The organism is Paenibacillus sp. FSL F4-0122 (assembly GCF_038002845.1).
GTDB lineage: Bacteria > Bacillota > Bacilli > Paenibacillales > Paenibacillaceae > Paenibacillus_AQ > Paenibacillus_AQ odorifer.
The window spans coordinates 635,736-650,452 of record NZ_JBBODI010000001.1 but is presented as its reverse complement, the minus strand read 5'-3'; the positions used below and the strand labels follow the sequence as shown (position 1 = coordinate 650,452).

The window sequence follows — 14,717 nt, the reverse complement described above, 5'->3', positions numbered from 1 at the left end:
GATTCATTTGTGATGATGTTCTACTGCTCTTCGGAATGATTGTGCCACTGTTGAAATTGAGGATTTAGCAGGTAAAGAAATTAGCGTGGGAATATAGGGCTGGTGCTAATAAGGTAGGTCATTAACTGATTTGTATGAAAATCACTAGAGGAGGAATGCATTAAATGAGTAGAATGCTTAAACAAGTAATCTCGATTTTACTCGCAGCTGCCTTGCTTATTCCGACAAGCTGGATCGCTCCGGTTACTGAAGCTGCGGCGCAGGATACGACAGTATCATCAGATACGGTAACGGTATATCACGAAACTTTTGCGAGTGGCAAGGGTATTGCAGCTCAAGCAGGCAGTGCTAGCCTTACACCTGTGACCGATAAAGTTTTTGCGGGCAATGCTGACGGGGCAGCTTTATATGTAAGCAACCGAGCGAATAACTGGGACGCGGCTGATTTTAAATTCAGCGATATGGGCCTAGAAAACGGCAAAACCTACACGGTAACTGCATCCGTGTATGTAGACGCTGATGTGATTGTACCTAGCGGTGCCCAAGCTTATCTTCAAGCGATAGGCAGCTACGCTCTTTTGGCAAATGTGAATTATGAAGCAGGCCAAGCGGTCACCTTGACGAAAGAATTTACCGTGGATACGGACAAAGATACAACGCTGCGTGTTCAATCCAACGATGACGGGAAAACGGTTCCGTTCTACATTGGGGAGCTCCTCATTACAGCAAAAAAAGCAGTGACGGAAACGGATAAAGAAATCTATCACGAAACTTTTGCGAGTGGCAAAGGTTTAGCCTCACAATCAGGTAGCGCTAACCTAACCCCTGTCACCGGAAAAGTTTTTGCGGGCAATGCTGACGGGGCAGCTTTATATGTAAGCAACCGAGCGAATAACTGGGACGCGGTTGATTTTAAATTCAGGGATATGGGCCTAGAAAACGGCAAAACCTACACGGTAACTGCATCCGTGTATGTAGACGCTGATGTGACTGTACCTAGTGGTGCCCAAGCTTATCTTCAAGCGATAGGCAGCTACGCTCTTTTGGCAAATGTGAGTTATGAAGCAGGCCAAGCGGTCACCTTGACGAAAGAATTTACCGTGGATACGGACAAAGATACAACACTGCGTGTTCAATCCAACGATGAAGGGAAAACGGTTCCGTTCTACATTGGGGATGTATTGGTCACAGAAAAGGTGGCTACAGTAGAGCCAACTCCAACACCAGAAACACCTAGAGACCCAGCTTTACCTTTTACCACTGTTACTTTTGAGGATCAAACGGCAGGTGGTTTTGAAGGCAGAGCAGGTACTGAAACGCTTACGGTTACTAATGAAGCGAATCATACAGATGGTGGTTCATACGCTTTGAAGGTTGAGGGCAGAACCAGTACATGGCATGGGCCGACATTACGTGTGGAGAAGTTTGTGGACAAAGGCTACGAATATAAAATTTCGTTATGGGTCAAGCTGATCCAGCCAGCAAGCTCGCAGCTTCAGCTGTCCACGCAGGTTGGCGATGGAAGCAGCGCCAATTATGTGCAGCTCGCACCTAAAACCATCAGCGCAAGCGATGGCTGGATTCAGTTCGAGGGAACTTACCGTTATAACAATGTAAGCAGTGAGTATTTGACCATTTATGTGGAAAGCTCCAGTAATAGCGCGGCCTCATTTTATATCGATGATATTAATTTTGAAAAGGTAGGCTCTGGCCCGGTTGATATCGAAAAAGATCTTGTGCCGATTAAGGATGCTTACCAGAGTGATTTTCTGATCGGAAATGCGATAACCGCTGAGGATCTGGAAGGTGTCAGACTTGAGCTTCTGAAAATGCATCACAATGTTGCTACGGCAGGTAATGCCATGAAGCCGGACGCGTTGCAGCCTACGAAGGGCAACTTCACGTTTACCGCGGCAGATACAATTGTAGATAAAGTACTGGCTGAGGGCATGCAGATGCATGGACATGTGTTGGTATGGCATCAACAATCGCCTGCATGGCTGAATACAACAACAGACGCAGCTAACAACACGATCCCCTTGGGACGGGATGAAGCTCTTATGAATTTGCAGACCCATATCCAAACCGTTATGGAGCATTTTGGTGACAAGGTGATCTCCTGGGATGTTGTAAATGAGGCGATGAGCGATAACCCATCCAACCCAACAGATTGGAAAACTGCGCTGCGTTCCGCCCCATGGAAAAGTGCTATTGGAGCAGATTACGTAGAGCAAGCCTTCCTGGCGGCAAGAGAAGTGCTGGACACGCATCCAGATTGGGATATTAAGCTCTATTACAACGATTATAACGAAGACAATCAGAATAAAGCGCAGGCCATCTACAGTATGGTCAAAGAAATCAATGATAGGTACGCGCTGACTCACCCTGGCAAATTGCTTATCGACGGGGTTGGCATGCAGGGGCACTACAGCATCAATACGAACCCAGAGAATGTGAAGCTATCCTTGGAAAAGTTCATTTCCTTGGGTGTCGAAGTAAGCATAACTGAGCTGGACATTCAGGCCGGAAGCAACTATCAGCTTTCTGAAAAGCTTGCTAATGCGCAGGGTTATCTGTATGCACAGTTGTTAAATATCTTCAGGGATCACGCTGATTCTATCAAACGTGTTACCTTCTGGGGAATGGATGATAATACAAGCTGGAGAGCTTCATCCAATCCGTTGTTATTCGATAAAAATCTGCAAGCTAAGCCGGCTTACTATGGCGTTATCGATCCTGATACCTTCATTGAAGAGCATGAGCCTGAATCAGTAGAAGCCAATCAATCTACTGCCAAATTCGCTGCACCTGTTATAGACGGAACAGTTGACGAGATCTGGAGCCAGACCGCTGAGATTCCGGTCAATCGGTATCAAACCGCTTGGCAAGGAGCGAGCGGAGTAGCAAAAGCACTCTGGGATGATCAATATTTATATGTCCTAGTCCAGGTGAGTGATACGCAGCTTGATAAGAGCAGCGTGAATGCACATGAACAGGATTCGGTCGAAATCTTCGTAGACCAAAATAATGGGAAAACGACGTTTTATCAAGATGATGATGGCCAGTACAGAGTCAATTTTGACAACGAGACTTCATTTAATCCTTCAAGTATCGCAGCCGGCTTCGAATCGGCAACCCAGATTTCCGGAACAAACTATACGGTTGAAGTGAAGATTCCACTTCAAGGGATCACTCCGGACAACGATAAAAAGCTTGGTTTCGATGTACAGATCAACGATGCTAAAGAGGGCTCACGTCAAAGTGTCGCGGCTTGGAACGATACGAGTGGAACTGGGTATATGGACACATCCGTTTATGGTGTGCTTACTTTAAAGGGGAAATCTGCCGGTCCGGAACCAACCCCAACGCCGACAACAGCACCGACACCGACACCAACGAGCCCAACCGATCCAACAGACCCAACTGACCCAACAGATCCAACAAACCCAACCGATCCAACCGATCCAACAAACCCAACGGAACCATCGGCAACCCCGACACCTGTTCCAACAGCGACGCCAGCACCAACAAATGCACCAACGGGTAGCAGTAACTCGGGTAATGTAGTATCAACTCCACAGCCTGGAGCCATTACAAACAAAGATGGTGTTGTTACGATTAAACTGGAGGTAAAGTCTGATAACGGGCGGGTTATAGGTACGATCTCCAGCGACAACATGAAAAAAGCGCTTGAACAGGCTACTGTAGCAGCAAACGGCAAGAAACAAATTATCATTGAAGTGCCAAAGCAAACGGACACGAAAGGGTATGATATACAATTACCGACCCAAAGCCTAACAGGGAAAGAAAACTATGAACTATTGCTTAAGACGGAAAATGCCACAATTCAAATTCCAAGCAATATGCTGTCCAACATAACAGACAATGCTGAGCAAGTATCCATACGAATAAGTAAAGTCACCACGGACAGCTTGGAAGCAGCTACCCGCAATTTGATTGGCAACCGTCCAATTATCGGTCTAAGCGTAGTAGCAGGTGACAAAGTTATTCCTTGGAATAACCCTAACGCACCTGTAACGGTAGCCATTCCTTACGTGCCGACAGCGGAGGAGCTTAACCATCCAGAGCTTATCGTCGTTTGGTACATTGATGGCAAAGGCAACGTAATGCCGGTTCCGAACGGTCGATATGATGCTGCAACCCAAACGTTTGTCTTTCAAACAACCCACTTCAGCACTTATGCAGTAACCTTCGTAAAGAAAGACTTCGGAGATTTGCAGAATCTGTCTTGGGCTAAACAAGCTATAGGCGTTATGGCAGCTCGCGATATCATCAAAGGAACGTCCACGAACAGCTTTTCACCTGCAGATTCAATCAAACGAGCGGATTTCATTGCTCTCCTCGTAAGAGCGCTTGAACTGAAGGGAACGGGCAAAAGTGCAATAATGTTCAACGATGTCCAAAAGACAGACTACTATTATGATGAACTGGTCATCGCGAAGGAATTGGGAATTGCTACAGGTTTTAAAGATGATACGTTTAGACCCAATAGCAATATCTCCAGACAAGATATGATGGTGCTGACAGCACGAGCGCTGGCGGCAGCCGGCAAGCAAGTTAAGGCGAGCGGTACTGTAGCTGCTTATCTAGATGAAGCAAGTATATCCAGCTACGCAAAAGACAGCGCATCATTGTTGATCAAATCCGGAGTTGTAAACGGAAAGAATAATAGAATTGCGCCGAGCGATACGCTTACCCGTGCTGAAGCGGCAGTCATCCTGTACCGTATCTGGAAGCTGTAGTCCCGGCAGCAGAGAAAAAAAGTCTGAATTGGCTCATGTTCATTTTTAATCTGAAGAGCGGAAATACGTGTATATCCATCCCTTGCGTTCTTCTGTTTTAAGCATCGCTGCTCACCTCCCTGCGGAGAGGAGCAGCGATTTTTTTGTGTATGTTCCGTTAAATTGGAGCTAAAACGGAAAAAAATGTCACGAAACAGACCGCTCAAGTGTTATAACTGTACTGATAGTAGAAAGGAGACAGTCGTGGACTCTATTGAAGAAAAGATAAAGCGGGTACAAGCGGGGGAAGTCTACCTTTTTTCAGATATTATCAGACTCTACCAACAACGGATCTACCTCTACTGCTTTCGCTTGTTGAACAATAAGGAAGAAGCCGAGGATGCGGTTCAGGACATATTTATTAAGGTTTACCAGAACATCGGCCATTTTGAGTCTCAGGTGAGTTTTAACTCATGGCTCTACAGGGTTTCTTATAATCATTGCCTGAATCAACTGCGCCGGAAGAAATTTCAAAATCAGCTGCGAAAATTACTCAGACAGGATGTAACCACTAAAAGCGCTGAACAAATGGTAGAAAATCAGTTGTTCAGTGAATCCGTGGCCTCTGCCCTGGAAAAGCTTAGCGTGGAGGAACGCAATCTGTTGATTTTGCGCATTTTTGAAGATAAATCATTTGCAGAAATTAGTGAAATTCTGGGTAAAAGTACGGTCACAGTTAGGAAACGGTACGAGCGGACAAGGTGCAAGCTCAGAGAAGTCATTGAAAGAAAGGAGAAACAACTATGCGCAAGGACGAATTGACTTCCGAAGAGTTGTTTCTGAAGGAGGGGGATAATTCTGCCAAACTTCCGCTGGTTGATGTTCATGATTCTGTAATGCAAGCCATCGGGCTAGGTAATGGTCACCTTGCTGTTAAGCCTGTACCTCACCAGCAGGAGGGGGACATCCCAGATATTATGCATAGAGTGGAGCCAGAAACCTATGCCAAACGATACCGTAAGCGCATGTGGAGCAGGCCTGTAAGGAGATGGGCAGCGGTGCTGATCCTGGTTGTCTTGGTAGGAGGCAGCTATTCCTTGTTTAAGGAGAGTCCCTGGCAAGCTGCCAAATTTCAATATGAGGTGCTGCCATACGAGCCGCTTCTTGCAACGAAGGAAGGGGGGACGATTGAAGTATCTAAGAATCCGTTAGTTCCTTCAAAGGTAAAAATTCCTCAGAGAGTGGCGACCAAAGAAGAAGAGCTGCTGAGTGAAAAAAATTTAGAGGCATATAGAGTTGTAGAGAAATTATTACTACCGGGAGAGGGCGCTTCTTACGTGTTAAAAAAGGAAGGTGCTGGAGATGAACGTCCTCAGCTTGGCAGAGTTATTCCTGCGATGCTATTTAATGATTATTCCAGTTATTTAGCCAAAGCAGAAGAGTATAAGGTGCCATATTTGCCACGTCCGGAGTATCTGCCAGAAGGGTATGTTTTTGATCAAGCATGGATACAACCTGATTTTGAGGTCAACGAGAATGAACTGCTTGCCCTGACTGATGGTATAAAGCTGGAAGGCGGTTACCGGGTTATGTGGAAAAAAGAAGCTACGGCCAGTATTAATTATGACTATTCGTCGATGAGATACAAAAAAGGGGAGAGTATGGTAAGAATTAATGCCAAACACATCAAGGCAAAGTCCGGAACGGTGGAAAGCTTACTAAGGACGAACACCACAATCGTACAGAATATTCTTGTTAACGGAACCCAACTGATCTATACGGAAACTACAAACAATGAAATAAAGTTGGGGTATAGATACAGACTTGTCTGGACGGATCCAGAACAAAATGTAGTATACGATATGACTGCTGCACCGGAGTCTTCTTCTTTAACCAAAGAGGAGGTTATCCGAATTGCTGCCGACATGATGAAATAAGTATAGAAATTTGATGTCACAAATCCGGTAACGTAAGTGTTATGTAAGAGTACTACATATACAGGAAGGTGAGGTATTTTAATGAATAATAGAAAAACACTCATTGCCATGACCAGTATGACCCTAATGTTCGGTTTAGGTTATGGCTTCAAAGGAGAAGCTTACGCCGAGAAGACTGTTGCTCAGTCTGTGGAAGAAACCGCCATTAAGGCGGAAGTCAAATATATAGCTCAGGGCATCGATGAAGCTGCCAAAGCGAAAACAGATCAGGAACAAAAAAAATTCAAAAATCTCAAAGATCTGCAGCAGAAAGCATTAAGTGAAGAGCTTAAACCTGGAGAAATCAGATATGTGTATATTAATGACAAGGAATATCAAGCCTATGCTAAGGGATCACCCACTGCGGGTGCATATTATTCCCTTTCGTTTAATACGTATAATGAATATGTGGAAAAGTATGCTGCCGGCAATACCTCCATGCCACTGCAATTGCAAGAGCCTCCGGAAGGCTACAATTTTTTCAGGGCAATTGTTTCTCCATATATGACGAAAAAAGAACAGGATAAGATATACTATCAAGTGATCGCCGAGGGTAAGGCGTCCGATAAGAAAATATATGTAAAGAAATTGCAGGAGAAGCGTACAGCTATCAACATCATCTATAATATGACCACAGAGAAAAATGGTAAAAGAGGAGTTCTTGCCATCGCTGCCGAACCTGCAGGACCTAAGGATACGACTGTTGAATCCGAACCAGCAAATGCACAGTCGCAGAAGCTAAAAGTGAGTGGCCAAGAGGTGGTATACACACCTATTGATAAGATGGAGTACAAGTCAGTTGCATGGATGAATCCAAAGACCCGTGTCAATTATATTATTCGGGAAACCGGTGGACACCTGACCAAGGAGGATTTGATTGCTTTGGCAGGACAGATCATTGAAGCTTCGGCGTAGAATGATTCTAAGACACTTACTAATTAATTTGATTAAGGCAGCCCCCAGGGCTGCTTTTTGGTTTGAGTATAAAGATCTATAGTATTCACGCTATTTAGGAGATTAAAAGCGAAATGTGGCGTTGGCAATGGAAATGTGTCTTTTTTAAGTATTCACAAATAAAGAACGAATATCCTATCATTCCAATATTTACAATATTCGATATAAAGTGATATAATTTTCGAGATTCATATACATAAACATGAAAGAAGAGTGTAAGATGCTAAAGGTAACAAGTAAAAAAGTCATGTCAATTATTACAGTTAGCTCAATGCTGTTGGCTGTGGGTGCAGTCGCTTACGCAGACACGACATTGAAGAAGATTTCTGCATATCAGAATGCGGCCATCAGCATTGAAGTGGATAATCAGAAAGTGAACCTGTCAAGTAGTGAAGGAACAATGTACCCAATTATCTATGAGGGACATAGCTATGTATCCGCCAAGGCTGTATCTGAAGCACTGGGGGCAACCGTGAAATGGGATAACAGTCGTCAAGCTGTTGTGATCACATCGGCGAACGGCGGAACATCTACATCCGTTGTCCCGGATAAGGACAATACCGTTGCACAAGCTACTGCGAAGCCAGCAACCGTATCTACTCCGCCTGCAACCGAGTCCACACCGCAGGCAACACCAAAGCCTGCTGCCTCATCTTCCGCTACGACTTCCAGTAACAGCGGCGCTTCGTTTGCAGATGCAGTGAAGTTAGGTACTTCTTTTACTTATACGGACCTTGATAACAATTATAGCCCTAAAGGTGATTCAACATCTGTTCAATATACTTTCACTATCAATAAGGTTACGTCGACTACTCTCGGACAATTACATGCTCTTGGGTTTGAGGAACATGTCACTGATCCCGATGTAGCTGTAGATTATGTCCTGCTTGATGTAACGCTTAAGGTGAAGAACGCCACTCTTGTAAAAGGTAGTCAGGACCAAGGGCGGAAGTTCCTTTCAAGTTTTACACCTACCATTTGGGGGGTAGAAACATCCAGTGGACAGTACTATATTGGTGGCTCTAGTGATTATTTTGAGGGATCTCTCGGAGAAAATATCGAAAAGTTGTTAGCTGATTTTCCTGAAGTCACCCCAAGTAAACCGGGTTCTTTTGAAGCTTCGGGTAAAGTTATTCTGCCAATAATCAAAGGCAAGGAGAACAACCTTGTTCTTTATAGAAACGATAGCAAGCTTGAGTCCGACAAAAGGTCCATCTATTTTAAACTGAAATAGTTATGCAAGTTAGCAGATGGTTTGGTCGCTAATTGTTGTAATAAAGATCAAACTAAAAAGAGATCAACGATGTCATTCATCGTTGATCTCTTTTTTATGATTCTTAAACAGTGCTGATAACTTCTATATATCAAGCTTCTTTGGCAATGACTTTTTTTAGCTTCACTTTGGGTTCTTGCTCAGGATCAGGCGCTTGCCCAACACGTTTAATAAAGAAAGATAGCAGCAGACCGAGGATGCCAATTCCCACAATCACTAGATAGGAATCATTGATCCCTTGAATGGATGCTTCCATAATCATATGTTCCTGTGTTCCGTTCTGTGTGCTGCCAGAGGCCAGCATATCCTTCATATGCGTTGTAGTACGGCTCGTCATTACGGTGACGAGCAGGGAAGTCCCGACGGCGCCAGCTACTTGTCGAATGGTATTTGAAATCGCTGTACCATGCGCACTAAGCTTGGCGGGTAGTTGATTTAGACCCAAGGTTTGTATAGGCATGAGAAGGAGAGCCATCCCGATCCGGCGGCCTGTTGACATGTATACCAGATACATGTAGCTGGTTGAGTCGGTTAAGTTCACAAAGCTTAGAGTCGTTGCAATTGTAATTAATAATCCGATGATGGCGAGCCATTTCGCTCCGAACCGGTCGAACAGCTTTCCGGTTACCGGCATCAACAATCCCATTACGAGTGCACCGGGAAGCAGCAGCAAACCGGACTCCATCGCTGTAAAACCGCGGGCATTCTGCAGGTACAGAGGCAGCAGCATCATATCCGCATACATCACGATTGTAACTGCGATACTGATGACAGTCGTTAAGGAGAACATATTGTATTTAAAGGCCCGGAGATCAAGCAGTGGATTTTGGGAAGCCAGCTGTCTCCAAGTAAATAAGCCAAGGGAAAGCACACCTGCTGCTAAAGACAATAACACTTCTGCGCTCGACCAGCCTGCACTGGCGGCGCGGCTGAAGCCATACAGCAAGGTTCCAAAACCAATGGTAGAAAGAGTTACGCTAACAATGTCCAACTTGGGAAAGATGCGTTCTGATACATTTTTTAAATAAATAAATCCGCATATGATTACAATGACGGTCAAAGGAATCATGCCATAAAACATAGTCTCCCAAGAATAATGTTCCAAAATATATCCAGCCAGAGTAGGTCCAATCGCAGGTGCGAAAATAATGGCTAGCCCTACCATCCCCATGGCGGCCCCTCTCTTTTCAGGAGGGAACAGGGTCAAGATGACATTCGTGAGCAGTGGCATGATAATCCCGGCACCAGCTGCCTGAATCATACGCCCGGTCAACAGAACAGGGAAGTTTGTCGCGAGGGCCGATACGATCGTTCCAGCCAAAAATATAAACATAGAAGCTTGAAAAAGCTCTCGCGTCGTAAATCGTTGCATTAGATAAGCTGTAATTGGAATTAGAACACCATTAACCAGCATATATCCCGTTGTCAGCCACTGAGCTGTAGCCGCCGAGATATTAAAATCATGCATTAACTCCGGAACGGCAACGCTCATTACCGTTTGATTCAGTGTCGCAAGAAAGGCGCCCAAAATCATAATGAATAAGATGGGGCCCTTTTTCACGGAACTGCTTGTTACTTCTGTCTTTGTACTCACTCCACTCCATCCTTTCAACTCGTCGATCATGGACTAAATTTACAGTGTGTTGTATAGTTTACAATGCATGAATTAGATTATAAATGAAATTTTCATGTAATCAAGCAACAATTTGCGAAAAAATGTAAAGTAGTTTACATTCGTTCTGAAAATGTAGTTTTTTCTTTTTAAAAAACAACAATTATCTAAAATATGTAGCTTACAATATGAAAGTAAAAGATTGGAGAGTACAAGATGAATAACACAACGCAACGTACAGATCCCCGGGTACTTCGAACACGTCAATTGCTTAGAGATGCTGTGATTGAATTGCTTGAGGAAATGGATATTGAGAAAATATCAGTAAATCGTATTGCAGAGCGGGCTAAAATCAATCGGGTTACTTTTTATCTGCACTATCGGGATCTCCCGGATATGCTGGAAAAGATGGCGGATGAGATGGTGGAGGACATTCTACAAGTGGTGAACAACGATGACAACCATCACCAGTCGGTTGATGAAGAGAATTTGAGGATATTAGAAAGTCTGCTTAAGCATATTGCGGAAAATGCAAAATTCTACAAGGTCATACTCACATCCAAACGAAGCCCGATTTTTACAGATCGCCTGTTTAATTTGATGGCGGAAATCATTTCTGCGCACCAGGAGAAAAAGGAGGGGACTGCTGATCATTCAAAGACGCCGATACAAAAGGACATTGCCGTTTGGTACGGTTCAGCAGCTCTAATCGGCACGGTTATTTCTTGGCTCCGAGATGACATGCCCTATACGCCTGTGTATCTTGCCAGACAAATTAGTATGCTGCGTGCGAACTAGCAACGGGTTCCGACTAATGAACGGAGAGGAATTAAATGAACACGAACAAACAGCCACGCATCGTTGCGCGGCTGTTTGTCGTATTTAGAGCAGGTAAATCACTGCACACTGAGATTATCCCAGTTGACTTGGAATTCCTTCAACATCCCTTCTTTGGTCAGCTTGCCGCCGAGATACCCTTGTATGCTGCTGGATAATTCCTGTGGCATCCCGTTCGGCAGACGGGTCCAGTTCCAGGTCAGCGCTTGATCTTTATCGGTATAGGCCAGCACCTCAGCACCTAGTGCTCCAAGATCTTCTTCGGTTCCCTTAATGTTGTCGAGCGCAGGGATGAATTGGAATTCCTTGGTGATATATTTTTTTCCGGTCTCGGAGGTGACGAGCCAATTCAGGAAGACCTTGGCCTCCTCCTTAACGGGAGAGTTTTTATTGATAACCCAATTGCTGGGTACGCCTACATAAAGCTTGTCGTTGTCTTCGGGAGTGTCGTCAATGGGCATGGGCAGGAGGCCCAGATTAAGATTGGGATCGATGCCGTCGATCTGTCCTTGTGTCCAGTTACCCTGCTGCATCATCGCAGCTTCACCGCTCGCTAGCATAGTGACTTGAGTATTATAGTCGGTCGAGAGCGGGTTCTTATTGCCGTACTCTACAGTAAGGTCAAGTAGATCGATCCACTTGGAGAAAATAGGGTCTCCGGCGAAGGTTTTGGAACCGTCTGTAAGTCCGGCGATGAATGCCTCCGGATCAGGCTGCTGGGCGAAAGGTACGTTTACATTATGATTGCCAAGCACGAACCATTCTTGGTAACCATTCGCAAAAGGTGTGATGCCTGCCGCTTTTAACTTCTCGGAGGCTTCGCGCAGAGCGGTTAGCGTTAATGGCTTCTCGGTGATTCCGGCTTTCTTAAATAGATCCTTATTATAGATGAAGCCGTATCCTTCCAGATTCATCGGCATCCCATAGAGTTTGCCATCGATGGTCATTTGTTCTGCTGCGAGTGGCTTTACATCCTTGGCCCAAGCTTCGCCGCTCAGGTCCTCCAGATATTCCAGCCACATATCACGTTCATTGTTGCCGCCGATGGTGAAGATATCCGGCTCATCTCCGGAAGAGAATTTGGCACGCAGCGAGGCGCCATAATCGGTCCCGCCTCCCACGCTTTGCACCTCAAGCTTAATATCGGGATGTTCTTTCTCGAATTCGGTCTTGAGCGAAGCCAGCGCTTCGGATATTTCAACCTTGAATTGGTAGATATGCACGGTTTTTACTCCGTCTGCATTGTCGCTGCTGCGTCCGCAACCGGCTGTCAGAGCAGCCAGCAGCAGGGAGCATGCGAGGAGAATTCCACGTTTTGTTCTCATATTCATTCATCCTCTCTGGCTGAAAGCAACATGTATCGTTAGCCCTTTACGGAGCCTTGGGCAATGCCTTCAATAATATATTTTTGCATTACTAGGAAAAAGATGACCACCGGCGTAATCCCGAGCACAAGTCCTGGAAGCGCCAAATCCCACTGCTTCGTATATTGTCCGAAAAAGCTATAAGTGGCGATGGGAATGGTGCGGAGCACCGGATCCTGCAGAATAAGCGATGGCATCAAGTAATCGTTCCAGATCCACAGGGTGTTCAGTATGATGACGGTGACGATAATCGGTTGCATAAGCGGAAGAACAATCCGGAAAAAGGTACCATAAGGACTGCTTCCATCTACTCTTGAAGCTTCCTCTATATCGAGAGGTACCGATTTGACGAAGCCGTGGAATAGAAAAACAGTCATCGGGGCGCCAAACCCAAGATACGCTAAAATCAAACCGGCGGTTGAATCCATGACGCCCAAGCCGCTGACGACCTGCACCAGCGGGATCATAATAGATTGAAATGGGATAACCATGGCGGCTACTAATGCAATATAGAGCACACGGTTATACAAGCTGTTGTTGCGGACCATTTTGTAAGCGCACATGGAGCAAAGGAATGCTAGCAGAATATTACTAATCACCGTGATGATAAAAGAGTTCAGGAAAGCGCGGGGGAAATTGGTAGCTTTCCAAGCTTCCGCGTAGTTGCTCCACTGGAGTGCTGAAGGCAGCGCAGCAGAGTCTGATAGTATTTCACTATAGCTTTTCACTGAGTTAGCCAGCAAAAAGTAAAATGGCACTAAAAATAGTAGTCCCAGCAGGATTACAATCACTTCGATGAGAAGCAGGGGGACATTAAATTTCTTGGCGGTAGTCTCCATTACAGCTCCACCTCTCTTTTCTTGGTTGCTCTAACCTGTAATAGGGAAATCAAAGCCACGATGACGAAGAAAACCATCGCTTTGGCCGAGCCCATTCCGAACCGACTGATGGTATAGGCTTCATTGTAAATATTCAAGGCTACAGATTCGGTAGCTTTAAAGGGTCCACCCTTGGTCAGCGACAGGTTGAGGTCAAACAGCTTAAAGGACCAAGAGATAGATAGAAATAGACAAACAGTTACAGCGGGCATGACCAGTGGAAGAGTGACATGGCGCAAGGCCTGAAAACGTCCGGCTCCATCCACTTTGGACGCTTCAATTAGGCTTTGGGGAACATTGTTGATAGCAGAGATGTAGATCACCATCAGATATCCCGCATTTTGCCAGACAAATACGATAACAATCGCCCAGAATGCTGTTCCTCCGGTGCCTAACCATGGAAGATTAAAGAAGGACCAGCCGGTGGCCTGCCCAATAGAGGAGAATCCTCTGACAAAAATAAACTGCCAAATAAACCCGAGCAAAAGTCCGCCAATGACATGCGGTACAAAAAATACCGTTCTCAGGACATTGCGTGTGAACAGTTTACGCGTCAGCACATAAGCGAGTGTGAAGCCAAGCAGATTGGTCAGCACTAGACCGAAGATAGTGAACTTCGCCGTGAACCAGAATGAATTAAGAAAGGAAGGGTCCTTGGTGAAAATATGTAGATAGTTCCGCAGCCCGGTCCACTCCACATGCCGCGAGATTCCGTTCCAGCTGGTAAATGAATAATAGAGTCCCAAAAAGAAAGGAATCAGCACAATAATAAAGAAAAACAAGGAAGTTGGCCCGACAAAAATAAACTGCTGCATCAGGCGTGATCTTTTTCTATGGTCCATCGTTCCTCACCCCTTTTGTTAATTTAAACTTTTCATTCTATAACCGAATTGGTCATTAACCGAAACAAAAAGTAACATCACGCACCAAATATTCTTAACCAGTTGCGGCATCTGGAGAGGTATAAATGCCTATGATAGCGCCGAAGTCGGCTGGACTTTCTCTGGATAATTTTCACTGGCCCGGAGCGATTTATTTTCAGGCTTGACAGCCTTTTCAAAGAATCGGTATGGTGGACTTG

At 45.1% G+C, this 14,717-nt stretch carries 10 protein-coding genes; 6 read left to right on the top strand and 4 right to left on the bottom strand.

Translation table 11 applies throughout. The features are described from left to right. Positions 1 to 164 precede the first annotated feature (164 nt). From MHH49_RS02660 to MHH49_RS02640, 5 genes are all read left to right on the top strand, one after another. Positions 165 to 4,763 (top strand): endo-1,4-beta-xylanase, encoded by a 4,599-nt coding sequence (locus MHH49_RS02660; protein ID WP_341137860.1) that lies wholly within the window; start codon positions 165 to 167, stop codon positions 4,761 to 4,763. Between the two features lie 243 nt (positions 4,764 to 5,006). Further along, on the top strand, positions 5,007 to 5,564 hold the full coding sequence (locus MHH49_RS02655) for an RNA polymerase sigma factor (protein ID WP_341137859.1): 558 nt from the start codon (positions 5,007 to 5,009) through the stop codon (positions 5,562 to 5,564). After that, complete coding sequence (locus MHH49_RS02650; protein WP_036675771.1) at positions 5,546 to 6,679, top strand: hypothetical protein; 1,134 nt, start codon at positions 5,546 to 5,548, stop codon at positions 6,677 to 6,679. The genes MHH49_RS02655 and MHH49_RS02650 overlap by 19 nt, the downstream gene beginning before the upstream one ends. Before the next feature lie 81 nt (positions 6,680 to 6,760). Beyond that, positions 6,761 to 7,633, top strand: coding sequence for a hypothetical protein (locus MHH49_RS02645; RefSeq protein WP_036675769.1), 873 nt, complete (start codon positions 6,761 to 6,763; stop codon positions 7,631 to 7,633). 259 nt (positions 7,634 to 7,892) lie between these two features. Continuing rightward, complete coding sequence (locus MHH49_RS02640; RefSeq protein WP_051490872.1) at positions 7,893 to 8,906, top strand: stalk domain-containing protein; 1,014 nt, start codon at positions 7,893 to 7,895, stop codon at positions 8,904 to 8,906. A 130-nt stretch (positions 8,907 to 9,036) separates the two neighbouring features. Here MHH49_RS02640 and MHH49_RS02635 read toward each other — a convergent pair whose 3' ends face one another. Continuing rightward, positions 9,037 to 10,479, bottom strand: coding sequence for a DHA2 family efflux MFS transporter permease subunit (locus MHH49_RS02635; RefSeq protein WP_235219372.1), 1,443 nt, complete (start codon positions 10,477 to 10,479; stop codon positions 9,037 to 9,039). 294 nt (positions 10,480 to 10,773) lie between these two features. Here MHH49_RS02635 and MHH49_RS02630 point away from each other — a divergent pair, with 294 nt between their 5' ends. Next, on the top strand, positions 10,774 to 11,355 hold the full coding sequence (locus tag MHH49_RS02630) for a TetR/AcrR family transcriptional regulator (RefSeq protein WP_036675766.1): 582 nt from the start codon (positions 10,774 to 10,776) through the stop codon (positions 11,353 to 11,355). A gap of 98 nt (positions 11,356 to 11,453) precedes the next feature. On the opposite strand, the gene MHH49_RS02625 is transcribed toward MHH49_RS02630, so the two are convergent. The 3 genes from MHH49_RS02625 to MHH49_RS02615 are packed head-to-tail and all read right to left on the bottom strand — an operon-like array spanning position 11,454 to position 14,478. Further along, on the bottom strand, positions 11,454 to 12,725 hold the full coding sequence (locus MHH49_RS02625; RefSeq protein WP_143759037.1) for an ABC transporter substrate-binding protein: 1,272 nt from the start codon (positions 12,723 to 12,725) through the stop codon (positions 11,454 to 11,456). A gap of 32 nt (positions 12,726 to 12,757) precedes the next feature. Next, positions 12,758 to 13,597, bottom strand: coding sequence for a carbohydrate ABC transporter permease (locus MHH49_RS02620; protein ID WP_036675762.1), 840 nt, complete (start codon positions 13,595 to 13,597; stop codon positions 12,758 to 12,760). Next, the gene (locus MHH49_RS02615; protein WP_038569413.1) at positions 13,597 to 14,478 is read right to left on the bottom strand and encodes a carbohydrate ABC transporter permease; all 882 of its coding nucleotides are present in this window, start codon (positions 14,476 to 14,478) and stop codon (positions 13,597 to 13,599) included. Before MHH49_RS02615 ends, MHH49_RS02620 begins: the two co-directional genes overlap by 1 nt. Positions 14,479 to 14,717 lie beyond the last annotated feature (239 nt).